Source organism: Streptomyces sp. JL2001 (assembly GCF_050917515.1).
Classification (GTDB): domain Bacteria; phylum Actinomycetota; class Actinomycetes; order Streptomycetales; family Streptomycetaceae; genus Streptomyces.
On sequence record NZ_CP169421.1, the window covers coordinates 7,720,184 to 7,743,753 of the forward strand.

Annotated in this window: 21 protein-coding genes and 7 pseudogenes; 13 read left to right on the forward strand and 15 right to left on the reverse strand. The window is 68.5% G+C overall.

Annotation, left to right across the window (positions count from 1 at the left end; all coding sequences use genetic code 11):
* Positions 1–22: 22 nt before the first annotated feature.
* Positions 23–235, reverse strand: a complete 213-nt coding sequence (locus ACE1OA_RS34745) for a hypothetical protein (RefSeq protein ID WP_384873295.1) — start codon at positions 233–235, stop codon at positions 23–25.
* Between ACE1OA_RS34745 and ACE1OA_RS34750 the strand changes: the two are divergent.
* Positions 138–428, forward strand: a pseudogene (locus tag ACE1OA_RS34750) (ricin-type beta-trefoil lectin domain protein); the annotation flags it as partial. The gene ACE1OA_RS34745 and the pseudogene ACE1OA_RS34750 sit on opposite strands and share 98 nt — an antisense overlap.
* Positions 429–506: 78 nt before the next feature.
* Here ACE1OA_RS34750 and ACE1OA_RS34755 read toward each other — a convergent pair.
* From ACE1OA_RS34755 to ACE1OA_RS34770, 4 genes and pseudogenes are all read right to left on the reverse strand, one after another.
* A pseudogene (locus ACE1OA_RS34755) lies at positions 507–883 on the reverse strand (hydantoinase/oxoprolinase N-terminal domain-containing protein).
* Positions 884–997: 114 nt separating this feature from the next.
* A complete protein-coding gene (locus tag ACE1OA_RS34760) occupies positions 998–1,399 on the reverse strand; it encodes a nuclear transport factor 2 family protein (protein WP_386544783.1) in 402 nt (133 codons plus the stop codon).
* A 213-nt stretch (positions 1,400–1,612) separates the two neighbouring features.
* On the reverse strand, positions 1,613–2,977 hold the full coding sequence (locus ACE1OA_RS34765; protein ID WP_432754000.1) for a glutamate decarboxylase: 1,365 nt from the start codon (positions 2,975–2,977) through the stop codon (positions 1,613–1,615).
* Positions 2,978–3,312: 335 nt separating this feature from the next.
* A complete protein-coding gene (locus ACE1OA_RS34770) occupies positions 3,313–3,552 on the reverse strand; it encodes a hypothetical protein (RefSeq protein ID WP_432754131.1) in 240 nt (79 codons plus the stop codon).
* Between ACE1OA_RS34770 and ACE1OA_RS34775 the strand changes: the two are divergent.
* From ACE1OA_RS34775 to ACE1OA_RS34785, 3 genes and pseudogenes are all read left to right on the forward strand, one after another.
* Positions 3,487–4,374 (forward strand): annotated as a pseudogene (locus tag ACE1OA_RS34775) (glycoside hydrolase family 15 protein); the annotation flags it as partial. The gene ACE1OA_RS34770 and the pseudogene ACE1OA_RS34775 overlap by 66 nt on opposite strands.
* Before the next feature lie 84 nt (positions 4,375–4,458).
* Positions 4,459–4,584: a hypothetical protein gene (locus ACE1OA_RS34780; protein WP_432754001.1), complete on the forward strand. Its 126-nt coding sequence runs from the start codon at positions 4,459–4,461 to the stop codon at positions 4,582–4,584.
* An 87-nt stretch (positions 4,585–4,671) separates the two neighbouring features.
* Positions 4,672–5,292, forward strand: coding sequence for a VOC family protein (locus ACE1OA_RS34785; protein WP_432754002.1), 621 nt, complete (start codon positions 4,672–4,674; stop codon positions 5,290–5,292).
* Positions 5,293–5,531: 239 nt separating this feature from the next.
* Here the strand turns inward: ACE1OA_RS34785 and ACE1OA_RS34790 are convergent, their stop codons facing one another.
* The 7 genes from ACE1OA_RS34790 to ACE1OA_RS34820 all read right to left on the reverse strand — a co-directional run bounded on the left by ACE1OA_RS34790 (position 5,532) and on the right by ACE1OA_RS34820 (position 10,533).
* A complete protein-coding gene (locus tag ACE1OA_RS34790; RefSeq protein WP_432754003.1) occupies positions 5,532–6,191 on the reverse strand; it encodes a Fic family protein in 660 nt (219 codons plus the stop codon).
* Complete coding sequence (locus tag ACE1OA_RS34795; protein WP_432754004.1) at positions 6,181–6,915, reverse strand: hypothetical protein; 735 nt, start codon at positions 6,913–6,915, stop codon at positions 6,181–6,183. Before ACE1OA_RS34795 ends, ACE1OA_RS34790 begins: the two co-directional genes overlap by 11 nt.
* 304 nt (positions 6,916–7,219) lie before the next feature.
* Positions 7,220–7,753, reverse strand: coding sequence for a hypothetical protein (locus tag ACE1OA_RS34800; protein WP_432754005.1), 534 nt, complete (start codon positions 7,751–7,753; stop codon positions 7,220–7,222).
* Positions 7,754–8,066: 313 nt separating this feature from the next.
* The gene (locus ACE1OA_RS34805) at positions 8,067–8,279 is read right to left on the reverse strand and encodes a hypothetical protein (protein WP_356609547.1); all 213 of its coding nucleotides are present in this window, start codon (positions 8,277–8,279) and stop codon (positions 8,067–8,069) included.
* A gap of 56 nt (positions 8,280–8,335) precedes the next feature.
* The gene (locus ACE1OA_RS34810; RefSeq protein ID WP_432754006.1) at positions 8,336–8,701 is read right to left on the reverse strand and encodes a DUF6896 domain-containing protein; all 366 of its coding nucleotides are present in this window, start codon (positions 8,699–8,701) and stop codon (positions 8,336–8,338) included.
* A gap of 22 nt (positions 8,702–8,723) precedes the next feature.
* Complete coding sequence (locus ACE1OA_RS34815) at positions 8,724–9,386, reverse strand: response regulator transcription factor (RefSeq protein ID WP_432754007.1); 663 nt, start codon at positions 9,384–9,386, stop codon at positions 8,724–8,726.
* Positions 9,361–10,533: a sensor histidine kinase gene (locus ACE1OA_RS34820; protein ID WP_432754008.1), complete on the reverse strand. Its 1,173-nt coding sequence runs from the start codon at positions 10,531–10,533 to the stop codon at positions 9,361–9,363. The genes ACE1OA_RS34815 and ACE1OA_RS34820 overlap by 26 nt, the downstream gene beginning before the upstream one ends.
* Before the next feature lie 175 nt (positions 10,534–10,708).
* On the opposite strand from ACE1OA_RS34820, the gene ACE1OA_RS34825 reads away from it, so the two are divergent.
* Positions 10,709–12,979, forward strand: a complete 2,271-nt coding sequence (locus ACE1OA_RS34825; protein WP_432754009.1) for an MMPL family transporter — start codon at positions 10,709–10,711, stop codon at positions 12,977–12,979.
* Positions 12,980–13,046: 67 nt separating this feature from the next.
* Here the strand turns inward: ACE1OA_RS34825 and ACE1OA_RS34830 are convergent.
* Positions 13,047–13,641, reverse strand: a pseudogene (locus tag ACE1OA_RS34830) (IS5 family transposase); the annotation flags it as partial.
* Positions 13,642–13,841: 200 nt separating this feature from the next.
* On the opposite strand from ACE1OA_RS34830, the gene ACE1OA_RS34835 reads away from it, so the two are divergent.
* From ACE1OA_RS34835 to ACE1OA_RS34845, 3 genes are all read left to right on the forward strand, one after another.
* Entirely contained in the window at positions 13,842–14,207 is a 366-nt protein-coding gene (locus ACE1OA_RS34835; RefSeq protein WP_432754010.1) for an iron chaperone, read from the forward strand.
* Between the two features lie 103 nt (positions 14,208–14,310).
* Positions 14,311–14,565, forward strand: a complete 255-nt coding sequence (locus tag ACE1OA_RS34840; protein WP_432754011.1) for a hypothetical protein — start codon at positions 14,311–14,313, stop codon at positions 14,563–14,565.
* A 256-nt stretch (positions 14,566–14,821) separates the two neighbouring features.
* Positions 14,822–15,076, forward strand: a complete 255-nt coding sequence (locus tag ACE1OA_RS34845; RefSeq protein ID WP_384873347.1) for a hypothetical protein — start codon at positions 14,822–14,824, stop codon at positions 15,074–15,076.
* A gap of 24 nt (positions 15,077–15,100) precedes the next feature.
* Here ACE1OA_RS34845 and ACE1OA_RS34850 read toward each other — a convergent pair.
* A pseudogene (locus tag ACE1OA_RS34850) lies at positions 15,101–15,644 on the reverse strand (IS701 family transposase); the annotation flags it as partial.
* A gap of 393 nt (positions 15,645–16,037) precedes the next feature.
* Here ACE1OA_RS34850 and ACE1OA_RS34855 point away from each other — a divergent pair.
* The gene (locus ACE1OA_RS34855; RefSeq protein WP_432754012.1) at positions 16,038–16,937 is read left to right on the forward strand and encodes a GNAT family N-acetyltransferase; all 900 of its coding nucleotides are present in this window, start codon (positions 16,038–16,040) and stop codon (positions 16,935–16,937) included.
* A 288-nt stretch (positions 16,938–17,225) separates the two neighbouring features.
* Here ACE1OA_RS34855 and ACE1OA_RS34860 read toward each other — a convergent pair whose 3' ends face one another.
* Complete coding sequence (locus tag ACE1OA_RS34860; protein ID WP_432754013.1) at positions 17,226–17,810, reverse strand: hypothetical protein; 585 nt, start codon at positions 17,808–17,810, stop codon at positions 17,226–17,228.
* Between the two features lie 444 nt (positions 17,811–18,254).
* Here ACE1OA_RS34860 and ACE1OA_RS34865 point away from each other — a divergent pair, with 444 nt between their 5' ends.
* The 4 genes and pseudogenes from ACE1OA_RS34865 (at position 18,255) to ACE1OA_RS34880 (ending at position 23,043) form a co-directional block, all read left to right on the forward strand.
* A complete protein-coding gene (locus ACE1OA_RS34865; protein WP_432754014.1) occupies positions 18,255–18,389 on the forward strand; it encodes a transposase in 135 nt (44 codons plus the stop codon).
* Positions 18,390–18,578: 189 nt separating this feature from the next.
* Positions 18,579–18,810 (forward strand): annotated as a pseudogene (locus ACE1OA_RS34870) (IS5/IS1182 family transposase); the annotation flags it as partial.
* Between the two features lie 91 nt (positions 18,811–18,901).
* Entirely contained in the window at positions 18,902–19,408 is a 507-nt protein-coding gene (locus ACE1OA_RS34875; RefSeq protein WP_432754128.1) for a cupin domain-containing protein, read from the forward strand.
* A 1,397-nt stretch (positions 19,409–20,805) separates the two neighbouring features.
* Positions 20,806–23,043: pseudogene (locus ACE1OA_RS34880) on the forward strand (catalase).
* Positions 23,044–23,570: the final 527 nt, after the last annotated feature.

Consider the following 23,570-nt stretch of genomic DNA (forward strand, 5'->3'; position numbering starts at 1 on the left):
TACGCGACCATGAGAAAAGAATTCACATGTGGACGAAGAAGATCATCAGAACTGTCACCACCTTCTTGGCGGTGTTCGCTGCACTCACGGTGTTCAATGCGCCGACGGCGAGCGCAGCCGTCACTTTGAACGGCAGGCTGAATGCCCAGGGCGGCTTCAAGTGCGCCACCCCGGAGGGCAACAAAACCTCCAATGGAACCGTTATCGCCGTTTGGTGGTGCACGGGAAGCAACATGCAGCGCTTCCACTGGCTGACCTCCGGTGAGCTCTACCACTGGGAGAGCGGCAAGTGCGTCACCCCTCGAGGGAACGCGGCGGGAACGAACGGCACAGTGCTGACTCTGTGGGACTGCACCGGCTCGTCGGTGCAGGAGTGGCAGGTCTACGACTCGCAGAACAGGCCCGCCAGGACCGTCTCTTCCGGCGGGAAGTGCATCACCGGCTACGGCAACAGCGTCCGTCGCCCGCACCGCGTCCTCGTCCAGCGGACGCAGTTCCTCGCCGCGTCAGTCGAGCCGTCCGCCGGCCTCGGCGGTGGCCCGCCGCTCCACCAGGGGCACGGGCTTGCGGTAGTGCAGGTCGAACATGCGCTCCCGGTTGCCCCGCGCGATGCTGTAGACGTCGCGCATGCCCTCCGACATGAGGAGCAGGACGCGGGCGCCCTTGCGTTCCAGCAGCGCGTTCAGCCCCTGCGTGGTGCCGTGCACGAAGAACGAGATCGCGGCGGATCGTCCACCACCCTGCCGAGTGCGGCGAACACGCCCTCGGCCAGATCACCTGGCGTCGTCGGAGCTTTCGCCGCGATGTAGGTGCCGCGAATCTCGTCGTACGCGACGACATCCGTGAAGGTGCGACCGATGTCCATGGCCACCCGGTAAGCCATTCCAGCCTCCCTGCTGTCCGGAGAATGGACGGACGTTAACCAGGGCGGTCCGGGACACGAGTGTGCGGCGTGCACGCATGCAGGGGGTCGGCCAGGCGCGCCGCACAGGCCCGGTCAGCCACCGGCCGCGGGTACCCCGCCCGGCTCCCGGACGTCTTCGTGGAGGTGCACGATGAGCCAGCCGCAGCCGGCAGCCCTGCGCAGCACCGCCGTGTTGCGCACCAGCTCGGGACGGGACGGCGATCCGTCCGGCCCCGGGGCGAAGTCGACGCGCAGCCAGTAGCGCAACAGGGCCGTGTCGCCGAACACGTCGACGACCGGGTCGTAGGCGGCGAGGCCCCTCTCCGCCGGACCGCTTCCGGACGCCGGCCGCTCGTCACGCAGCCGCTCCAGGTCAGCCCTGCCGAGGAGCAGCGGATCGGCTGCGGAATCGAAGACCGTCGCCTCCGGGTCGAGCCGCGCGTCGATGGCCGTCCGGTCCTCGGCCATGTATGCCTCGTACATTCCGTTGATCACCTCCCAGACGGCGTCGGCGTCCGAGGAGGAGGAGCCGGGGCGGGCGAGCCGGACGGGGTGCGTGACGACATGGGACGGCCTCCGAGAGCTGCTGGATGAAGAGGGCGTCCGGGCGCCGACCGCCCAAGCACGTACGGGTGTAGTCCGAACCCATGCCCCCAGAGCAGGACGGCGGCGATTGTTCCTGCCTTCCGGGGTCGTCGATGGCGGATGTCAGTAGCCTGTGCCGCGCTTGACCTGGGCGCGCTCGATCTCGTGGGCCGCGCCCTTGTGGTCCAACGTGGTGCACGCGTCGGCGATGTCCTGGCTCAGGCGATCGATCTGCTCGCGGCTCAGGGTCTCCTTGACCAGGGCACGCATGATCTTCACGTTGTCCGCGTCGGGCGGGAGCGTATAGGCCGGCACCATCCAGCCGCGCTCGGCCGAGAGCTGCCAGGCGATGTCGGACTCGTCGTAGGCGTGCTTGCCTTTGAGGCGGAAAGCGACCAGTGGCAGCTGCTCGAGGTCGCTGCCGATCACTTCGAAGCGACCGCTGCCGCGCAGGTTGTTCGCCAACGCGCGGGAGTTCTCCTGCATGGTCTTCATGACGTAGGTGTAGCCCTGGCGACCCAGGCGCACGAAGTTGTAGTACTGCGCGAGCACCATCGCCGCGCCGGTGGAGAAGTTCAGTGTGAAGGTCGCGTCGGTCTTACCCAGGTAGTTCTCGTAGAACACGAGGTCTTCGGCAAGGTCGGATTCCTCGCGGAAGACGAGCCACCCGATGCCGGGGTAGACGAGGCCGTACTTGTGTCCCGAGACGTTGATCGAGCGGACCTGCTCGAGTCGGAAGTCCCATTTCGAGTCCGGGTAGAGGAAGGGCCACACGAAGCCGCCGCTGGCGCCGTCGACGTGGATCGGGATGTCGAGGTCCCGTTCCTTGCGGATGTTCCGCAGGAGTTCGTCGATCCCGACGACGTCGTCCATGTGGCCGGTGAAGGTGGTGCCGACGACGGCGACGACGCCGATCGTGTTCTCGTCGAGGTGGGGCTCCACGTCGTCCGGGCCGATCGTGTACTTGCCCTCGGCGAGTGGAACGATCCGCGGCTCGACGTCGAAGTAGCGGCAGAACTTCTCCCACACGACGTGGACGTCGCCGCCGAACACCAGGTTGGGCCGGTCGACCGAGAGCTTGGCGGCCTGGCGGCGCTCCCGCCACTTCCACTTCAGCGACAGTGCCCCGAGCATGATCGCCTCGGACGAGCCCTGGGTGCGACATCCCGCGGTCTTGCCCGGTGCGTGGAAGAGGTCGGCGAGCATGCGCACGCAACGCTTCTCGATCTCGGCGGAGATGGGGTACTCCGCGTGGTCGATGAAGTTGCGGTGGAGGTTCTCGGCGATGATCCGCTGCGCCTCAGGCTCCATCCAGGTCGTGACGAACGTGGCGAGGTTGCGCTGCGGATCGCCCTCCATGACGAGGTCCTCATCCACCAGCCTCATCGCGTCCGTCGCGGCCATTCCCATCTCGGGGAAGGTGTCCGAGGGGGCGGGCAGGGTCAGGAAACGGTTGCCGAAGAGAGCTCCGTCGTCGTTTTTGGCCATGCAGGCAACTCAACCACGTCTGGCCCGGGAGCCATGCGAAGGACCGGCGGATCGGGCGCCTGATGCACGCCGACGGCCTAGCTCGCCGAGTGATCGGCCACGCACGCGGGCACGCGTCCCGTGACGGTGAGCAGGGAACGCGCTCGCCCGCCCGTCGGGTCTCGGTGATCGTCAGTGCCCGAATCCGGTGATCGTCAGTGCCCGCAGACCAGCCACTCCTGCCGTGACTCGCGAACGATCCCATGGGCTCCGGCGTTCGGATGCCTCCTGAAATCCGGGTCGAAGCGCTGTCCTTGCTCATCGGCCGGAGTCTGTCCCGCGGGGCCTGCGGATCGTCAGGCAAGCACGTTCACGGCCCGGGCGACAACCAGCCCGAGGATGAGAAGGGAGAGAAGGGCCTGGACGCTCATGACGATCTTGGCCCACGGGGCCAGTGGCATGACGTCGGTGGGGCTGAAGGCGGTGGCATTGGTGAAGCCGAGGTAGAGGTAGAGGTAGTCGAGGAAACGGAGCCGCTCCAGACGATGTACCGGATCGACGGCGACCCCGACCTGCCCGAAGAGACCCTCGAGCACTTCGAGGGCTACCGCGGCTCCGCACCCGTCCGCATCGGCAACGGCGCCGCCGCCCAACTCCAGCTGGACATCTACGGCGAGGCCCTCTACGCGGTGTCACAGGGGTCCGAGCTCGCGCAACAGGCCGGCTCCCAGGGATGGAATGCGCTGGCCCGGACCCTGGACTGGTTCGCCGACGCCTGGGACCGGCCGGACGAAGGCATCTGGGAGACCAGAGGCGGCCGCAAGGACTTCACCTACAGCCGCGTCATGTCGTGGCTGGCCTTCGACCACGGGCTGCAACTCGCCGAGCGCTTCCGCAGACCCGCCGACCTGGAACGGTGGCGCAAGGCCAGGGACGCCGTGTTCGCGCAGCTCATGGAACGCGGATGGAGCGAGAAGGAGCGCGCCTTCGTCCAGCACTACGACGGCGACGTCCTCGATGCCTCGCTGCTCCTCATGCCCATGGTCGGATTCATCGCGCCACGGGACCCGGCCTGGCTCTCCACGCTCGATGCGATGGACCGCAAGCTCGTCTCCGACAGCCTCGTCTACCGCTACGACCCCGCCGCATCGCCGGACGGTCTGCGCGGTTCGGAGGGCACGTTCAGCCTGTGCACCTTCCTCTACGTCGACGCGCTGGCGCGGGCCGGACGGGTGTCCCAGGCCCGGTACACCTTCGAGAAGATGCAGACCTACGCCAACCATGTGGGGCTGTTCGCCGAGGAGGTCGGTCCGAGCGGGGAACAGCTGGGCAACTTCCCGCAGGCGTTCACCCATCTGTCGCTGATCATGGCAGCCCTCACCCTCGACAAGGCGCTCGACGCCGCGAACGGACGCTGAGCAGCGAGCACACCATCGCGCCCCGCAGGTGGTCCCGCGTTCACGGCGGCGGAGTTCTCCGCTGCGTGCCGAATCGAGATCCCTGTGCCGGCACCGCTCGCCCCGCAGCGGCTGATCGAGCGGGTCGTGGGCCTCGACGAGGCGGCAGCGCTGCTGCCTGGCTTCGACCGGGCCCCGGGGATGACGATCATCGATCCGCTTCGCGGCTGAATCCCGGCGGACGCGACGGGGCGGCGGGCGTGGCGTCCGGATTCGTGTGGGTTGTCGGGTGATGATGGCGCAGTGCGACTTGATCACGTGTCCTATGCGGTGGCCCGCGACAGCTTTGCCTCGACCGTCCAGTGGATCGGATCGGCCCTAGGCGCCGGGTTCGTCGACGGGGGCGTGCACCCACGATTCGGCACCCGGAATTTCATTCTCCCGCTGAGTGGCGGCACCTACGTCGAGGTCGTCACCACACTCGACCACCCCGCCGCCGACCGTGCACCCTTCGGCCAGGCGGTCGCGCGCCGCGCCGCCGAGGGCGGCGGCTGGCTCGGTTGGGTGGTCTCCGTCGACGACATCGCCCCGGTCGAGGCCCGCCTCGGCCGCACCTCTGCCGAGGGCCACCGTGTCCGCCCCGACGGGTTCGACCTGAGGTGGAAGCAGATCGGCCTGCTGGAACTGATGGAGGACCCGCAACTGCCCTACTTCCTCGAGTGGTTGATCCCCATCGAGGAACGCCCGAGCGCCGACCCGCGCACCTCCACCACCATCGATGGGGTCTCCATCGCCGGCGACGCCGCCTCCATCGCCGAATTCCTTGGCGAACCGGCCGACCACCCCCTCGACCAGATCGACGTCACCTGGGTCGAGGATGAGGAACCGGGCCTGGTCTCGGTCGAGTTCGCCACCGCCCACGGCCCGGTCACGATCTGACCAGGGCCCGCCCGCCCCGCGGGAGCATCCGGCTGGGGTCTCCTGGCCGGCGCGCGGAGGTCAGACGGGAGACAGACAGAACCTGATGGGCCTGCCGGCCTTCGCGATCGGTCTGCTGCCGACCACGGACACCCTCGGTGCTGCCGCACTTCTGTGTGCTGATCTCCTGACGCGGGGGGGTCACTGGGCGCCGGGAACCCGCTCGGGCTTCCTCCGGATGTGGTGCTCCGAGAGTCTCGTCAGCTCATGCGTCGATGGCGCGACGCTGTGCGGAATCTGGTGGCCCGTTGGTGGGTGGAGCGGATGAGGACGAAATCCAGGGCGGCCAGGTCTGCCGCCCCGGCGGCGTCGTCCGCATAGCGCGTGGTCTGCAAGGGGCCGACCTGGTCCAGTCGGACTCCTTCCAGCTCCAGGACGTAGGCGAGGGCGAGCATGGCAAGGCGGGCGTTGCCGTCCGGGAAGGGGTGAAAGAAGGCCACGTCGAGGTAAGCCCTGGCCGCGCGGGATGCCAGGGGAACCCGCGGATCGGCGCTATCGCGCAGGCAGTGCTCAAAGTCGCGCTGGGTGTGTGGCCTCAGTGCGTAGCGTTCCTGGCCACCCTTGGCGAAGGCGTCCCCTTGTCGGAACCGCACCTCAGGGATGCCCAGGACAAGTTGCTGCCATCCGGTCAGAAGCGTGCGGGTGAGAGGGAGCCCATGAGAAGCGTCTGTGCGCGACCGAGCCAGCGCCGCGAGCAGTCGGTGGCCTCGATCGAGGTCCGAGGAATGACTTCCTTCCCCGCACCAGGCGGTGAAGCCGTCCACGATGGGCTCCACCGGGGCCGGCACCGCACCGGCCGCGGAAGTCCAGTCGATCTGGTTCCTCATCTGGACCCAGGCGGCCAGGGCGTCAGCGCTCACGGTAGGGCCGCACTCCGGTCAGATCCACGGCGAGATCCTCTCCCACGGCGTCGATCAGGGTCCGCGACGGCGCGGTCCAGCTCTTGAACCGTCCACCGATCGCTGTGGCGACCGCCTCCTTCGCGTCTTCCGCCCCCATGCCCGCGGAAGAGAGGAACCACGTCAGTACCGTGTGGCAGAGCCCGTACCAGCCGCATTCGGCACCAGTGCGGTCCATGACCACGGTGACGAGTCGGGTAGCCGCACGTTCCAGGTGCCAACTGCGGTCCTCGGCAGCCGCTCCGGCGGGCGGAGCCAACTGCTCGAACCGCTCCGCCAACTCCTCCAGCCAGTCGCGCCACTCCAGCAGCGACGCGACCACTTTGGCGGCTGTTGCCGCGGGCCTGCCCACGGAGTGGGAGTAGCAGCACCAGTGGGAGACGATGCCGCCGCCACCTCCCTCGCCGACCGCCCAATGCCAACCGCAGACCCACCGACCGTATCGGGCGGCCAAGAGCGCCGTGACCTCGGTGGTGAAGCGGTGCTTCTCTTCCCACCCGGCATCGCCGGGAGGCACCATCGAGGCGATCACCGTGGTGATCTCAGACGCCTCCGCTTCGTCCCAGGTGAAGGCGATGAGATCGGGATCGACTGCAGACCACGGCAGCCAGGCCGGAGCGAGTTCGTAGTTGATAGACGTGGCGTTCCTCCAGAACCGGGTACGGCAGGACAACTGACCGATCATGCCAAAAGCTCGTAGCCTCGTCACGCACGTTTCTGGCGCGCCCGTCTGTGCCAGGGCATACAGTGCGTCACTGCCTGGCCACCGGCTCCGCCCGGTACGGCACTCGACACGGTGCGTCTCCTCGTACGTGGCTGAGCACTTTGAGGAGTACCCCGACAGGTGGCCGTTTCGGCGGGTGGAGCGTGGACGCCGCGCTTACGGGGCTGGTCCGAGAAATGCCCGACGGGGTCTTCGGCCGCGTGTAGGTCGGTCGTGGCTTTCGGGTCAGGCCGGGATCGCAGATGCCACCGCGCCGTGGACTCTGTCAGTTGGGGAAGGAGAAGTAGAGCGCGTCGCTGTAGAAGGACGCGAAGTGCGTCTGCCAGTAGGCTCGGACCGAGGCCAGCCAGTCGTCGTTCTGGCCGGTGATCGCCGCTTCGGCCTTGGCGACGGCGTCGGGGATGTCCTCGGAGGCCAGATGCCGCACGCTCGCTGCCGGATCGTCGTCGGTCATCGAGACGATCTCCCCGGTCTCGAGGATGAAGTACTTCGCCTGTTGCTTCTCGAGGTGGGCCGTGGTCCTGGCCATGCATGCGGCGAACTCGGCGTCACCCTCCAGGCCTTGGCCGACGGCGTGCAGGAGGTCGCGGAGCAGGGCCGCCCCGCCGGCGTAGTCGGCGGCGATGCCGATGGGAGGGTTCCAGATCATGGACGGGACGATCGTCGTTGCGCGCCCCACCAGGAGCTTGTGCGCGAGGGGGATGTCCCAGTTGTGCTCGGATATGCATCGGATGCGCTGGGGGAGCTCTGCCTCGTTCGGCATCGAGTCTGCGGAGTAGAGATACGAACGGTTTGCCATGGTCGCGACGCTAACATCGGGGACTGACAAGCCGGCTCCTCCGCCCCCCCGAAACCTCGATGCCCACCGCCTTCAGACGCGTCCATCCACTCCTGTAGACCGCAGTGCTCGAAGACGACGGTCCCGGCCGGCGCGACGCAGCCGCCGGTGCGTAGAGCTGCTCCGCGCGCCTGCGAGGGATGGTCCCGTCTGCCCGACCGGCACCACCTTGCCGACTTGCTGCTCCCCGCACCGTCCCCGAGCGTGAGGGACCCGGGGTTGGTCCTCCGACCTGCTGGGTCGAGCATCGCTATCGGGGCTCTGGGCCGACGTGTTAGGGGCCGACGCACGCACTGGTGCAGCCCTCGCCGGCTGTCGCGAGAACGGCGCCCAGCAAGAGGATGGCGAGGATCACGAGGAGGACGTGGATGAAGTCTCTCCGAATGTAGTGGTTGTCCTCGTTGGGTGGCTTCGGAGCGCGGTGCTCCTGGCTCCCGCCGCCGCCCGCGGGTTCGTCACCGGGCTGGTCGTCTCCTGCTGTCGCCATCGGTTCCCCCACCGTCGTCGCCCCTGTTGTGAGAACACGGCATCGGACCGCCTCTGTCAAGTCCCGTTCACTGCCGGCCTGGTCCTGATGATCCGCCTGCTCCCGCCCATGCATTTACCGAACATGCCCTGCGCTCGCACCTCTCGGCGCCGCACCTCGTCCAGAAGCGGTTGCAGCGACCGCACTGCAGCCCGCAGACCCTGATCCGTGACAGCAAGAGGCTCCGGCAGGCTCAGCCCAGACCTGCGCGGCCGCCAGAGGTCGAAGAGTCCTCTCCCGTCGGCCGCGAAGTCCACATCGATCTCAGTGTCGTTGCCGCACACGAAGCGGCACCCTGCCCCGTGAACCATGTAGGAGTAGCACTGAATACCCCGGGAAGGACGTGAGCCCACCGGTGCACTGATGTCCACGCGGGGACTCATGGGACATGGCCCGGAACCCGGCTCAGGTTCCGGGGAGGATACGGCGCGTTTCGTAGGCCCACATCGCGATCTCGACCCGGTTGCGGGCGGCGAGTTTGGCCATCAGGCTGGCCAGATGCGTCTTCACCGTGCTGAGGCTGATGTGCAGTGCGTCGGCGATCTCGGTGTTGGTCAGCCCGCGAGCGACGGCGAGGAGCACCTGCTCCTCGCGGGCGGTGACGGGGGAGACCGGCTGGGCCACGGGCCGGCCGGCGGGCAGGTCCGCGAAGGTCTGGAGCAGACGGACGGTGACGCTGGGCGCGATGAGCGCCTCACCGTCGGACGCCGACCGTACGGCCTGCGCCAGGAGGTCCGGTCCCGTGTCCTTGAGGAGGAATCCGCGGGCGCCCGCACGCAGTGAGCCGTAGACGTACTCGTCGAGGTCGAACGTGGTGATGACGACCACGGCCAGCGGGTCGGCGACGCCCGGGCCGGCGACCAGCCGGGTGGCCTCGAGCCCGTCGAGTACGGGCATGCGGATGTCGAACAGGCAGACGTCGGGGCGTAGTTCGCGAGCGAGACGTACCGCCTCCCGCCCGTCGGCGGCCTCGCCGACCACCTCGATGCCGGGCTGGGCGTTGAGCATGATCCGCAACCCGGTGCGGATGATCGTCTGGTCGTCAGCGACGAGGACGCGAATGGACACCGCTCTCGCTCCTCGCTCTCGGCAGTTCGGCTTCGACGTGCCAGCCCCGGTCGGTACCCGGGCCGACTCGTAGTGTGCCGCCGAGCAGGGTCGCGCGCTCGCGCAGTCCGGTAAGTCCGTATCCGTCGCGACCCCGGCCGGTGCGCCGGCCGTTGTCGCGCACGCTCACCCGTACCGTGTGCCGTTCCGCGGCGACCCGAACGACGAGCTCGGTCGCGTCGACCGCATGGCGCAGCGCGTTGGTCACCGACTCCTGCACGATCCGGTAGACGGCCGCGTCCACGGCCGGGGGCAGCCCGCCCAGCTCGCCGTCGAGCCCCAGGTCGACCCTGAGGCGACCACCCGGGGTGCGCACCAGGCGCTCCAGATCCGCGACACCGGCAGGCGGCGCCAGCTCGGCGCCGACCCCGCGGTCGCGCAGCGCGGCGACCATGGCGCGCATTTCCTCCAGTGTGCGCGCCCCTTCCTCCTCGACCCCCTCCAGCGCCTCGACGGCGGCGGACGGGTCGGTGCCCGCGAGCACCCGGCCCGCCTGGGCGATGATCACCATGGCCGACACGTGGTGGGCCACCGTGTCGTGCAGTTCCCGGGCGAGCTGCTCGCGCTCGCGGGAGCGCACCTGCTCCAACTGCCGCTCGCGAGCGGTCACCCAGAACCGCACGGCAGCCCCGACCACGCCGGGCATCAGCAGAAAAACGAAGCCCACGACGTTTTCGACGACCGGGGTCTCGTCCGTGACGGAACACAGCGCGCCGGCCGCGAGGATCACCGCGCCGCCCAGCACGATCTCGCGTCCCGATCCCCACCGGGGCAGCGCGTACACCAGCACGAGCACGACCGCGCCGGTGTACAGGCCGACGGGCTCGCGCGGTGCGGCGACGAGCGAGGCCACCGGAAGCAGGATCACCGAGCCGAACGCCAGCGTCACCATCGCCAGCGGGCGGGTCCGGCGCCACAGGAGCAGCAGGCACAGCCATACGGTGAGCACCACCGCCACCGGCCGCCACACGACGTCCTCGCGCAGGGTGGCCTCCAGCGCCGCACCGGCAAGGCCCGCGGCGAGCAGCGCCCAGTCCCGCCACACCCGGGCGGGCGCGTCGGGCGGCCGGGGTTCGGTCCACAGGGTTCGCAGGTCGTCTCGGAGCACGGTTCTCAGCTTAGGGACCGCGACGTGCCGCGCATCGGCCGAAAGGACGGGTCGTCACTCCGCCCTGGGGCCGACGGATCCGCGGCCCGCGGGCCGATGCCGCGGAGCGCCGCGGCGACGAGCCTCGGTATCGGCGGCCGTACAAGGACGGCCGACGAGGTGGTTGGAGGACCCGATGCTCTCGAAAGCCCTGTTGCGCCTGGGCGCAAGCGCCGCCCGCCATCCCTGGCGGGTGATCGCGACATGGCTGATCGCCGCCACGCTCGCCGTCCTCGCCGCCGTCGCGTTCGGCGGGCGGACCGCGGACTCGATGACCGCTCCGGGACTGGACTCCCGACGGGCCGCGGAACTGATCGAGCGGGCAGGCACCGGCCAGGAGGGGATGACCGCCCAAGTGGTCGTCACCCCCCTCGACGACGGTGCGACGTTCTTCGACGACGACGGCGCGCGCACCGCTCTCACGCGGCTGCGGGCCGAGGTGAAGCGGCTGCCGCACGTGCTCGGCACGAGCGACCCGGCGGGAGCGCTCGACGCGGGCGGTGACACCGCCGTGCGCGGCGGCCTCGTCTCGGCCGACGGGCGGATCGCGGTCGTCCGGGTGCAGTACCCCGACCAGAGCCGGCTGTCGGCCGAAGACCTCGACGCCCTCGTCGAACTCGGCGACCGGCTGCGCGCCGAGCTGCCGCTGCGCATCGAGATGGGCGGGAACCTCTTCTACGCCTTCTCCGACCCCGACGGCGGCGCGAGCGAGCTGATCGGCCTCCTCGCCGCGGCCGCGATCCTGTTCCTGGCGTTCGGTTCGCTCGTCGCCGCCGCACTGCCGATCGGCATGGCGGTCTTCGGGCTGACCGTCGGGGTCGCCACGATGACGGTACTGGCGGGGGTGACGGAGGTCCCCACCTTCGCACCGGTCCTGGGCAGCATGGTCGGGCTCGGAGTGGGCATCGACTACGCGCTGTTCGTGCTCGCCAGGCACCGGGAGTACCTCGCGTGCGGGCTCGATCCGCAGGTGGCGGCCGGACGAGCGGTGGCAACGGCGGGACGGCCGGTGGTCTTCGCCGGCGGCACCGTCGTCGTGTCGATCCTCGGCCTGGCGGTCGCGAACGTGCCGTTCATGACGGTGGGCGGGGTTGCCGTCTCGATCGTCGTCCTGACGATGGTGCTCGCGTCGGTGACGCTGCTGCCGGCCTTCCTCGGTGCGGCCGGCCCGCGCCTGGCCCGGGCCGGCCGGATCGGCCGGGCTCTGCGGACCGGGAAGCTGGGCCGACTCGCACGGCGGCGGGACCCGGCGGCAGGCGCCGCCCACGCCGCCGGGTGGCGTCGCTGGATCGGGCACGTCAGCCGGCACCCGGTGTTGTACGCGGTCGGCGCGGCGGGGCTGCTGCTGGCCGCGACGCTGCCCGTGCTCGGCCTGCGCGTCGGCCTGCCCGACGACGGCTCGCTGCCCCCCAGCCGTACCGAGCGCCGGGCCTACGACCTCGTCGCCGAGGGGTTCGGCCCGGGCACCAACGGTCCCCTCGTCATCGCCGCGGACCCCACCGGTGATCCGGGAGTGCTGGACCGACTCGTCGCAACGGTCGCGGCGGATCCGGGCATCGCATCCGTCGCGCCGACGCACATCGATCGGGCCACCGGCATCGCGACCCTCGTGGTGTTCCCGACCACCAGCCCTCAGGACAAGGCCACGGCCGACACCATCGCCCGGCTGCGCGCCGAGGTGCTGCCGGCGGCGATCGGGCACGGCCCGGCCAGGGCGCACGTCGGCGGGGCCGCCGCGAGCCTGTCCGATGTGGGCCGACGCACCAGCGAACGTCTTCCGGTGTTCGTCGCCGCCGTGCTGGCGATGTCGTTCCTGCTGCTGATGCTGGTCTTCCGCTCGGTACTCGTACCGCTCAAGGCGGTACTGCTGAATCTGCTGAGCATCGGCGCGGCCTACGGCATCATGGTCGCGGTCTTCCAGTGGGGCTGGGGAGGCGCACTCATCGGGCTGGAAGCGACGGTCCCGATCGTGTCGTTCATCCCGATGTTCCTCTTCGCCATCCTGTTCGGCCTGTCGATGGACTACGAGGTGTTTCTCCTCTCCCGCGTACGCGAGGAATACCTGCGCACCGGCGACAACGGCACGGCGATCGTCGAGGGCGTCTCGCGCACCGCCCGGATCATCACCTCGGCCGCCCTCATCATGGTGGCGGTCTTCCTGTCCTTCGTCGTCGCCGAGGACCCCTCCACCAAGATGTTCGGGCTCGGCCTGGCCACCGCGATCTTCATCGACGCCACGGTCGTACGCATGGTGCTGGTACCGGCGACCATGACACTCCTCGGCCGGACCAACTGGTGGCTGCCGAAGTGGCTGGACCGGATGCTTCCCCGCGGCCCGGTCGACACCGACGACACCGACGCGGAATCCGCGGGTGAGGCCCCGCGTCCACGGCTGGTCGACCGTTGACTCGACTCCTGCCCGCCTTTGGCGTCCGGCACCTCAGCGCGTCACCCAGGATCAAATCGAGTCGTGATCAGCGGGTGGTCCTGGTGAGGTCCTTGATCCAGATCATCGAGGCGCGCAGGTGGAGACCGGCGAGGTGGTTGTCGGGAGTCCTGTCGTATCGGTGGCGATGCCTCGCCATGCTTCGAGCTTGTTGATCAGGCGTTGGACGGTGTTCCGCTCCTTGTAGAGATCGGCGTCGTGGCTGACGGGTCGGCCACCTCTGGCCCCCTTCTTCTTCCGGTTGGCGGCCTGGTGCTCTTCTCCGGGATGACCGCCTTGATACGACGTTGGCGCAGGTGGGCGCGGTCTCCGCGGGACGAGTACCCCTTGTCTCCGGCGACCGCGTCCGGCCGGACGCGGGGTCGGCCGACGGGCCCGCGTACCCGAACCTTCTTCAGGGCGGGGGTGAACTGCCGGCTGTCCGCTGCCTGGCCTGTGGTCAGGATGAACGCCGCCGGGCGGCACTTGCGGTCGGCGGCGAGGCGGACCTTGACGGTCTGCCCGCCTCTGGAACGTCCGAGGAGGGCGGCCTTCAGCCGGAGTTTCCGCCGACGCCGGATGCGTCGTCGTTCTTCCAGCGCGGGATCACTTTCGGTCACTTGCCCGTTTTGCTGTTCGAGGCCGCTCCCATTGACCTGGCTGGCGTCCCGCCCATGCCGGAAGCGGTTGTGGACGGTCGACCAGGCGCCGCGTCACGTAAGACCGTCCATCGGGCCGGACCGTGCCACGAAGGAACACCCCGCAAATTGATCACGACTCGATACGCGCCCTGGGACGTCTTGGAGATGTTGGGTCAGTGTCTCGTTCCACGTACGCTCGGATCATGGTGCAAAGCCGGGCGGAAGACGTGGACAGCTATCTCACCGAAGTACCTGAGGAACGCAAGGCGGCTCTGAGCCGGCTGCGTGAACTGTGCCGTGCAGAGCTGCAGGGGTTCACCGAGGTGATGGCCCACGGGATGCCCGCCTATGAGCGGGATGGCATCGGGGAGATCGCCTTCGCGAGCCAGAAGCAGTACATCTCCTTCTACCTCCTGCGCAGCGATGTCCGCGAGGCGTTCGCTGAGCGGCTGGCGGGCCATGACATGGGCAAGGGCTGTCTACGCTTCCGTAGACCGGAGAAGATGGACTTCGCGCTCCTCCGGGATCTGCTGCGGGCCACGGCGGCCGGGCCGGGCAAGATCTGCTGACTACTGCGACGCATCACCGTCGTCTGGACGCAAGCGTTGATCCGGGTCGTGAAACGATCTTCGGACGGCTCGTGGCGACCTGACGGATGCGCAGTGGGAGCGGATGGAGGAGTTGTTGCCGCCGCTGCCGAGGATGGGGCGGACCACTTCCCACCCGTTGCTGAGCGACCCGGTCCGCGGCTTGGTCGCGAGGAATGAAGTGACCGTGATCCGCACCGAGATGGCTACTTTCCACCTGCCGGCCACCTCCAGCCAGGATGTGGAAGAGCGGTACCTCATGGACGGCGAGGAGACCAGCAGCGAGACCGTAGCCCTACACATCGACTCGACCATCCGCCTGGACCCCGAACCGGCCTGACCCCAGCCACACCCGAGATCGCCCTGCCGGCGGCCCGCCGGATGTGACAGGCCGCGCTGTACGGGGGTCTGTGCGGCGGGCGGTGGGCCCGTCGGCAGCCGGCCGTCGCGAACCGCTGGACGGACGTCGTTGATTCTTCTTCGTTTATCGGGGAAATAGTTGACCGCGAGCGATTATCGTCCCGGATGCCCGCCCACCCCGCCCGGACGAAAATGGGAGTGGACAGAGAAATCCTCTTGCGAAGGGAGGCAGGGCAGTGGGTATCAACACCGACCTGACCGAAGCTCAGAAGCGGGCGCTCAAGGAGAACGCGGACGACCTGGAACAGTTTCAGCGTCAATTGGATGAGGCGCATAAAAGGGCCCGGTCCCGCCTGGAGAGCGCGGGGCTGGTGACCGGCCTGGACACCATCAACTGCCTGATCTGCGTCATATGCGTGGGGTGGGAGAACGGCGAAGACGGTAAGTGCGCCAACTGCCCCCACGGACTCTTCTCGCACAACATCATCTAGTACTCCACCTGTAGACCGTGATCTTCATGTCTGGGATGCGGCTTGTCGCTGGTCATGGCTGATGCGTGATCGCTTTTGATGGCGGCGTCGCCAGTCGGACCGACCCAGCCGGTGGGCCGCAGCGCGGAGAGGCCGGATGGCGAGGGCGAGGAACAAGCGCTGGATCTCGTTGCAGGACAGCGGGAGGCCGGCCGACCAGCTCGTCAGAGGTGGACTGCCGGGCGTGTTCGTTCGCGCGGACCATCGCGAGGAAGGCGTGGGCGAGCATCGCAAAGGTGACCCAGCGGATCCCAAAGGGGTCGAGGCGGACCTGGTGCTCATCGAGGCCGGCCAGCCCTTTCTCGCTCTGGGCGGTCTCCTCGACCCGCCATCTCGATCCCGCGACCCGCACCGTCGTCGTCACCGGCACCTAATCCGGCGAGTAGCAGCGGTTGTAGGCGAGTTCGCCGCTGGCGCGGTTGCGGCGGATCAGCAGCTGGCGGCATCCATGAACCGTTCGATCATCGTGCGGGCCGGCTCCGGCTTGGTCGCGAAGACGGCTTCCTCGCCGAACGCTGCCGCCCGGCAGCGGTCCGGGTCGCCCGTCCAGGGAGCGCGGGACGTACAGCTCCCGGCCCACCCACGATGATCAAAGGCTCAACGGCTGCTGCATCTGTTCCCGTAACGGCCCCACCAGCAAGATCATAATCCACACAGCTGGAGCACTACGGTCCCCTACGGCCCCGCGGGCCGTGGAGAGCGCTCTGCATCGTTCCGCGAACCCCTTCCTTCAAGGGGCGCGGAAATCCGTGGACGGACCCGCGGAAGATCACGTACTGTGTGGCTTCACGCCCTGAGACGGATGGAAGGAGGCGAGTGCCGTGCAGTTCACACCTTTCCAGCGCTCCCTCTTCCCTGTCCCGGCGTAGTTCGTCAGTTCTGACCGGGAGCGCTCCAAGCAGCCTGTATCCCGGAGGAATCCATGACCGATCCGGTCATCCGCGCGCTCTCGGCGAGCGACGCACATCTTTTCGACGCACACCCCGACCCCCTCGGCGCCGGTGAGGGCCACCGGCGTACCCAGTTCCGCCCCGACTGGAAGCGCGTCGCCCTGCGCGACGGCGAGGTCGTCGCACGCGGTGCGTGGTGGGGCGGCCCCGACGACTCGGAGCCCGTCAACATCAACTGGTTCGACGTGGCCGAGGGCGAGGAGGAGGCCGGGGCCGAACTCCTGCGCTCCGCCCCCTGGCAGGTCGAACTCGAGATCAACCTGCCCGGCGGCTGGCGGGAAGAGACCCACCTGCGCGCCGGAGCCGAGGCGCGCTTCGCCGCCGCACGAGCCGCGGGGTACGAACTCCTGGTGGAACGCTTCCTGTACCGCTGGACCCCCGAGCGAGGTCTGCCCGAGCGGCCCGGACGCCTGCGCTTCAGCGCCGAACCCGACGACACCGTGTTCTTCGACGCGTTGCGCCGCATCCACTCCGCCACCCTGGACGCCCACGCGCTCAAGGCCATCGAGGAGGGCGGCCTCGACCAGGCCGCCCAGGAGGAACTCGACTTCTTCCACTGGTGCCCCTCCCCACGGGAATGGTGGCAGATCGCACACACGCCGGAGGGCGACCTGGCCGGCATCCACATCCCGGCCCACAACCCCTCCGGCCCGACGATCGGCTTCATCGGAGTCGTCCCAGAACAGCGCGGTCGCGGCTACGCCTACGACCTCCTCGCGGAGTGCACCCACCTCCTCGTCGAGCAGGGCGCGGAGTTCGTCAGCGGAGCGACGGACCAGGCCAACTTCCCCATGGCCGCGAACTTCGCCAAGGCCGGCTTCCCCGTCATCCGTGAACGCATCAACTTCCACCCGGCGGGCCAAGCGGCCTAGCGAGGAGTAGCACGCGGCGAGCGGTCCGGTCCGAGGGCAGGTCCGGACCGCTTGCTGGTCCCGGCGGGCCGCGCCCGTTCCCATACAGCCTCCACAAGCAAGATCACGATCTACAACTGGAGTACTAAGGGCTGTCCCGTAATCCGCGGCGGGTTGGCGCACGGCGTCGGATGTGGTGCATCGCAAGGCGGAGGGTCGTTCACATACTGGGCGTATTCGGGCGACCCGACAACGCAGCGAAGGGCCGTATCCGGCGTCGTGCGCCCGCCGGGGATTGCGGGACAGCCCTTAGGTGCATTTCACCGTCGCAACGCCATAGATGGAAAGGCTGAGCCAGACGTATTCGGGGAACCAGCTCATGTAGCTAGTCTCCCGCTTGCTCGCGTGGACCGGGCGCCCGACATCGCCGCACCGTATGTCCGCTCGGTTGTCATACCAGGGGTAGATGGTTGCCCCGGGCTGACCCTCGATTTGGTCCTTGAATTCGAAGTCGATGCCAAATGGTGTAAGCGTCCGCCGGTTTATGGACTGGATGGTGAAGTCCATGGTGAGATCAATGCGCGGTGTGACGAGCGGGCGGCGAACACGCCTGGCAATGACGACCATGTTCCGGATCAGTGCCGCGTTTCCTCCTATCGGATCGTTGAGGACGATGTTTCCGAAGGAGGTCTTCTTGGTCCAGACGTACAGGTCGCCGGCCGGCGGGTCCGTCGGCGGTGGAGGGTATGAAACTCCCAGGCTGTCCAGCGTCTCGGGCAAGGCCGTGAACTCGACCCCTGTTGCCTGAACGACGCTTCCCCCGCTCATGACGGGCTCAAGCTTCTCAAGCTGGAATGGGCCTTCGTCGGTTTTGGGCTGCTGAGTAGTGGTCATCGAGATCTTCCTGTCTTCGAGGGTGCTGCAAGGCGCCAGGTGGTCAGCACGATTAGTTGCGGGTGGAAGAACTGCAAGCTGTACCGTTCAAAGCGCGTATAGTTCACGCTGCGGCGCCTCAACTGGGCACTGTGCTCACCTGTCTCAATCATCCGACTTTCATAATCCGATCGCACCGCGAGCACCCCAGTCGGTTCTCCAGCGCCCGCTTCGCCCAAACGCCTGTGACACTTTGGGGTCCGAGTAGGAACGGACCAGGAAACCGGTGTTGCTGTCAGAACATTTGCCAGGGCTCTACCACCTGGTGGCGTGCAGTCCAGACGGTCGATCATCGGTCGTGTGTACGTAGAGCTCGTAACAGGATCTTGGTGAGATGTCCTGGTCGACCGTGACCGGTGTGACGATTCGGCCGTTCGTGGTGGTGTGAGTACTCGGCCGTGGATCGTGGATGACGACTTGTGGGCACTGATCGAGCCTCTGCTGCCGGCCTGGCCGGAGCGGTCGCCAGGCCCTCGGCCGGTGGCGGACCGACTGTGTCTGCAAGGCATCCTGTACGTCCTCTGCAACGACATTGCCTAGCAACTCCTGCCCCCTGAGCTGGGGTTCGGCTCCGGACAGACCTGCTGGCGCAGACGGGAGCGGTGGCAGCAGGCAGGGATCTTCGACCAGCTGCACCGCATTCTGCTCGCAGAGCTGAACGCGGCCGGCCGCCTCGACTGGTCCAGGGCCTGCGTGGACGGATCCCACATTCGGGCGAAAAAGGGGGCCGTCATGTCCGGCATCCGCGTGCCCGGGATCGGGAACGGCAGACCCAGGACGAGTCCGGACAGTGTGAGCGCGGATCGCGCGTATCCCTCCCGCGATCCGCACCTCTTTGCGCCGCCGCGGGGTCACTGCGGTGATCCCGGAACCCGCTGATCCGATCGCCTACCGCAAGCGGTGTGGCTCGCGCGACGGCTGCCCGCCCGGCTTCGACCGCCAGGCGTACAAGAACCGCAACGATGCATCAACGACTCAAGGATTGGCGCGGTATCGCCATGCGCACCCCACGAGCTCGCCGTGCACTACCTCGCGGCGCTTCAGGTCGTGCCGTGCGCGCCGACGTTTCCGCAACGGTGACTGGCGTGAACTGCTCGAACACCCCTGTTCACGCTGCTGTACTGCGCCTATGGCAGATCAAAGGCAGTGCAGTGGTTCGGACCGGGCAGTACCAGGGGGTCCAGGGCGGCATGTTCGGGGCAGGTGTCAGTGCGCAGTCCCCGGGGTCTGAGCGATTGTGTCTGCACCGGCTGGTGATGCCTGCCGGCAGCAGGGGGCGTCCTCACCTGCACGAGGGTCACGAGTCAGCCATCTTCATCCAGTCCGGCCAGGTCGAGGTGTGGCACGGGGAGGGGTTGGCCGAGCACGTGGTGCTGCGCGAGGGCGACTACATCGACATCCCTGCCGACACCCCGCACATGCCGGTGAACACGGGCACTGAGGACATGGTGTGCCTGGTCGCGCGGACCGATCCCAACGAGCAGGAAGGCGTCCGGCTCCTGGACCTGCCGGCCTGGCTTGAGACGCGAGTCGGGCCCCTGCCCGTTGGGGCAGGCTGACACCCCTCACCACGGCAGGACCAAGGCAGCTGGCCCACCAAGACCAGTTGCCAACGACGACCCCTGGAGCCGCACGCGGAGCGCGTCGGGCGACCGGCGCTGGGTCGTCCTGCCGTCCGCCATCGAGTGCGTGCTCACGCGCGAGTTCTGCGGTACGCCGCTCGCACTCGTCCCATCCGCCGAACTTGTGCTGCCACATCCGGGCGCCGAGCACCTGCCACACCGCTTCGGTCAGGTCCCTCAGGTATCTGGTCTTCGCCTCGTTGGTCCGCTCGGACAAGACCACGCCACGTGCGGTGGTGACGTAGGCGAACGCGATGCGCTGGACCTGATCGACAAGCCAGCTCAGGGCGAACTTCTCCACGTGGTCGTGCATCCACGTGGTCGACTCGTCGAGGTGTCCCAGCCACCGCGCCCGCTCCGAAGCGATCCGCTCGCGCACGACAGCAGTCACTTCTCACCGTCTACACCGCCTAACCCGCCTCTCCCTCCGAACAGGGTCTGCACCTGCTCGCCTCCTGGGCCGCCACGCTCCAGACCCAAGCACCGGCGTCACATGCCGGTGACTGAGGATGCCCGACCGCAGGAAGCCGGCTCTGGTCAGCTCAGCGATTTGTTGCCTTCGCCGGATAGGGATGGCCGGTACAGGCATCCGTGGCGCTCGGTGCCCACTGCACCAGGACGTGAGCGGTGCCGAATCCGATTGCGAGCAGCACATGGCGCCCCGCTCTCGACGCGTCGCACGAGGGGATAGCAAGGGCTGCTGGCAGGGGGTGTCCTGAGGGTCGGGGCATGGTTCGCAAGTTCCTGGTGACTTGGCTTGCCCAGTCGGACTCGGGAGTGGCCGCGCGGCTGGCAGCAGTTCGGCACATCCAGGGACCCATCGGATGGGGCGGCTACCTCTCCTCGCAGGGATTCTGAAACAGGCCGGCACACAGCTGGCTGTCCGAGTTCCTGGCCGTGGCCGCCGCTGTGGTCACCCTCCTTCGCCTGCTTGCGGGAGCTGGGCTTCCCGCAACCCCCTCGGCTTCCCCACACTCCCAAGGCCGTCGGCGGCGGAGCAGGTGCATGGCGGTGCCGCAGCGGGCGGATCCGCCCCGCCCTGCCGTCTGGCTGCTACCGGCCCGCATCCGATTCATCCGCTTTGCCGTTTTAGCCCTCTGGTGCAGGGTAGGCGAAGTCCACGGCGCACTCCTGGCGCGGTCCCGCCGTGCCGCACACGAAGACGCCCAGTCGGAAGTCGTGGCCACCGGGGGGTGACGCCCCCGGGCCATCGCCGCCGGGCAGACGCCGTGAAGTCACTCGGAAGCGGGTGACAAAGAAGCGCACCGTTTGATTTCCGACGCCTGCGGTCATGGCTGAGGCGTCCGACCGACCAACCCTTCGGGAGCAGGCTAATGACGACAGAGCATCCCCCCACGACCTCGGATGCCGGCGACGACCGCCTGCCGGGCACACCCGCCTCTGCGCCCCCCTCTTTGGCGGAACCGACGCATCCGGTGGAGCCGCTTCCTCCCAAGCCCGACCAGGCCGGCCCGGAAACCGTGAGCCCCACAGGGCAGGCCACCGGTGCGGAGCCCGGCCGTAGTGCCCAGAGCGGCGCGTACCTCACCACCGCCTAGGGCGCCCGGCTCCACGACACCGACCACTCCCTCAAGGCCGGCGCGCGAGGACCCGCCCTGCTCCAGGACCACCATCTGCGCGAGAAGATTACGCACTTCGACCACGAGCGGATCCCGGAGCGGGTGGTGCACGCCCGCGGCGCCGCCGCGCACGGCGTGTTCCAAAGCTACGGAACAGCCGGTGAGGTGACGCGAGCCGCGTTCCTGGCCAAGGACGTCGAAACTCCGGTGTTCGTCCGGTTCTCCACCGTGCTCGGCTCACGTGGCTCCGCCGACACCGTCCGGGACACACGTGGGTTCGCGACCAAGTTCTACACGGAAGAGGGGACGTTCGACCTGGTCGGGAACAACATTCCCGTCTTCTTCATCCAGGACGCGATCAAGTTCCCCGACATCATCCACGCCGGAAAGCCCCATCCGGACCGGGAGATCCCGCAGGCGCAGAGCGCCCACGATACTTTCTGGGACTTTGTCTCCCTGCATACCGAGGCCACCCACCACACGCTGTGGAACATGTCCGACCGCGGCATCCCCCGCTCCTTCCGCATGATGGAAGGCTTTGGGGTACACACGTTCCGCCTGGTCGACGCGGCCGGTGCCACGGTGCTGGTGAAGTTCCACTGGAAGCCGAAGCTGGGCGTGCACTCCCTGGTCTGGGAGGAGGCTCAACTGATCAACGGCATGGATCCCGACTTCCATCGAAGGGACCTCGCCGACGCCATCGAGTCCGGCGCGTTCCCCCAGTGGGAGCTGGGCATCCAGATCTTCCCCGACACCCCGGAGCAGACCTTCGAGGGAATCGACCTCCTGGACCCCACCAAGTTCGTGCCGGAAGAACTCGCACCTGTGCAGCCCATCGGGCTGATGACCCTGAACGCCAACACCAGCAACTACTTCGCCGAGACCGAACAGGTCGCCTTCCACCCCGGCCATCTCGTCCCGGGCATCGAGGTCACCGACGACCCGCTTCTCGCCGGACGGCTCTTCTCGTACCTCGACACCCAGATCAGCCGGCTCGGCGGCCCGAACTTCGGCCAGATCCCGATCAACCGCCCCCACGCGCCCGTCAACGACATGCTCCGCGACGGCATGCACCAGACCGCCGTGCACACCGGCGTCGCCCCCTACCGGCCCAACAGCCTCGACCAGGGCTGCCCCTTCCTCGCCGGCGCCGACACGGGCGCCTTCATCGAAACGCCTGTGAAGGTCCCCGCCGCGAGCAAGCGCCGCGAAGCCTCCGCCTCCTTCGCGGACCACTTCACCCAGCCCCGACTCTTCTGGCTCAGCATGACCCCGCCGGAACGCGAGCACATCATCGCCGCCTACACGTTCGAGCTGAGCAAGTGCTACGAGCAGCCGATCAAGGAACGCGCCCTGCGCGTGCTGGCCAACATCGACCCCCAACTCTGCGGACAGGTCGCCACCGGCCTCGGGCTGCCGACACCCAAGGCGACCGTTCCCCTCGCCGACACCGACCCGAGCCCCGCCCTCTCGCAACTCGGAGCGACCTGGCCGACGGACGGACGCGTGATCGGGATCGTCGCCGACGAGGGCGCCGACCTGGACGGTGTACGCGCAGCCCGGCAGGCCGTACTGGCGGCCGGCATGGTGCCTCTCGTCATCGCGCCTCGAGGCGGCACCCTCGGCACCGCCGGGGACCCGATCACCATCCAGCGGACCTTCGCCAACGCCCGCTCCGTCGAATTCGACGCGCTCTTGCTCGCCGGTGCGCCTGGGCACGGAGCCGACGCCTACGGTGCACGGGACGCCAAGGCAGGGATGGCCACCGCCGGCGACCCCGACCCCCGGGTCCTCCTCCTGCTCACCGAGGCCTACCGCCACGGCAAGGCCATCGGCGCGTGGGGTAGCGGCGAGGAGCTGCTCCGGGCCGGCGGCATCGGCTCCGAGGGCGACGGCATCGACGTGACCGACAGCGGCACAACGGCGGTCGAGAAGGTCAAGGACGCCCTGGCCGGGCACCGCGTCTGGGACAGGTTCCCGGCCGCGCTCTGACCACCCCGGGCCATGCCTGTGCCCCACCCGCGGCGTGCTCCCACTTGCTTTCCCGCTGCGTTGGTGCCGCGCTGATCCGGTCGGTCCGTACTCGAGCGGTCCCGTGTCCCGGGAGGGGGCCATGCGGCGGTCGCAGGCCGTGGCGCCAGTCGCTCATGCCCGGCCTTGCGGCACAGCGGACGATCCCCGCCCCCGCTGCAGCCGCCCGCACATCGCGCGCCCCGCAAGCCCGGTGTGCGGGCGGCCCCTCCTCCTTCAGCCCCCGCACAGCGGCAAGCAGTCGATGGCCCACGCGTCTCTCCGCGACGTCCCCCGCACCGTCCCGGCGCCGCACCCCGCACCCAAGCCACCCGCACCCGCCACGCGCGCGACGTCCCCGCCGCCGGCGGCATCGCCTGCCGCGCCATCGCGGCGTACGCCGCCGTCGTTCCGCGCCGTGCTCCGCCACCGCTATTGCACTCGCCTGCTGACGGCTTCGGTGACCGGCCGTCTCCCGATGGGCATGGTGCCCGTCGCGCTGATCCTCG

Bases quoted from the DNA above. Each gene is read 5' to 3' on its own strand.
- ACE1OA_RS34745 (WP_384873295.1), bottom strand. From the start codon at position 235: ATGTTGCTTCCCGTGCACCACCAAACGGCGATAACGGTTCCATTGGAG.
- ACE1OA_RS34765 (WP_432754000.1), bottom strand. From the start codon at position 2,977: ATGGCCAAAAACGACGACGGAGCTCTCTTCGGCAACCGTTTCCTGACC.
- ACE1OA_RS34795 (WP_432754004.1), bottom strand. From the start codon at position 6,915: ATGATCGGTCAGTTGTCCTGCCGTACCCGGTTCTGGAGGAACGCCACG.
- ACE1OA_RS34800 (WP_432754005.1), bottom strand. From the start codon at position 7,753: ATGGCAAACCGTTCGTATCTCTACTCCGCAGACTCGATGCCGAACGAG.
- ACE1OA_RS34805 (WP_356609547.1), bottom strand. From the start codon at position 8,279: ATGGCGACAGCAGGAGACGACCAGCCCGGTGACGAACCCGCGGGCGGC.
- ACE1OA_RS34810 (WP_432754006.1), bottom strand. From the start codon at position 8,701: ATGAGTCCCCGCGTGGACATCAGTGCACCGGTGGGCTCACGTCCTTCC.
- ACE1OA_RS34825 (WP_432754009.1), top strand. From the start codon at position 10,709: ATGCTCTCGAAAGCCCTGTTGCGCCTGGGCGCAAGCGCCGCCCGCCAT.
- ACE1OA_RS34835 (WP_432754010.1), top strand. From the start codon at position 13,842: ATGGTGCAAAGCCGGGCGGAAGACGTGGACAGCTATCTCACCGAAGTA.
- ACE1OA_RS34840 (WP_432754011.1), top strand. From the start codon at position 14,311: ATGGAGGAGTTGTTGCCGCCGCTGCCGAGGATGGGGCGGACCACTTCC.
- ACE1OA_RS34855 (WP_432754012.1), top strand. From the start codon at position 16,038: ATGACCGATCCGGTCATCCGCGCGCTCTCGGCGAGCGACGCACATCTT.
- ACE1OA_RS34860 (WP_432754013.1), bottom strand. From the start codon at position 17,810: ATGACCACTACTCAGCAGCCCAAAACCGACGAAGGCCCATTCCAGCTT.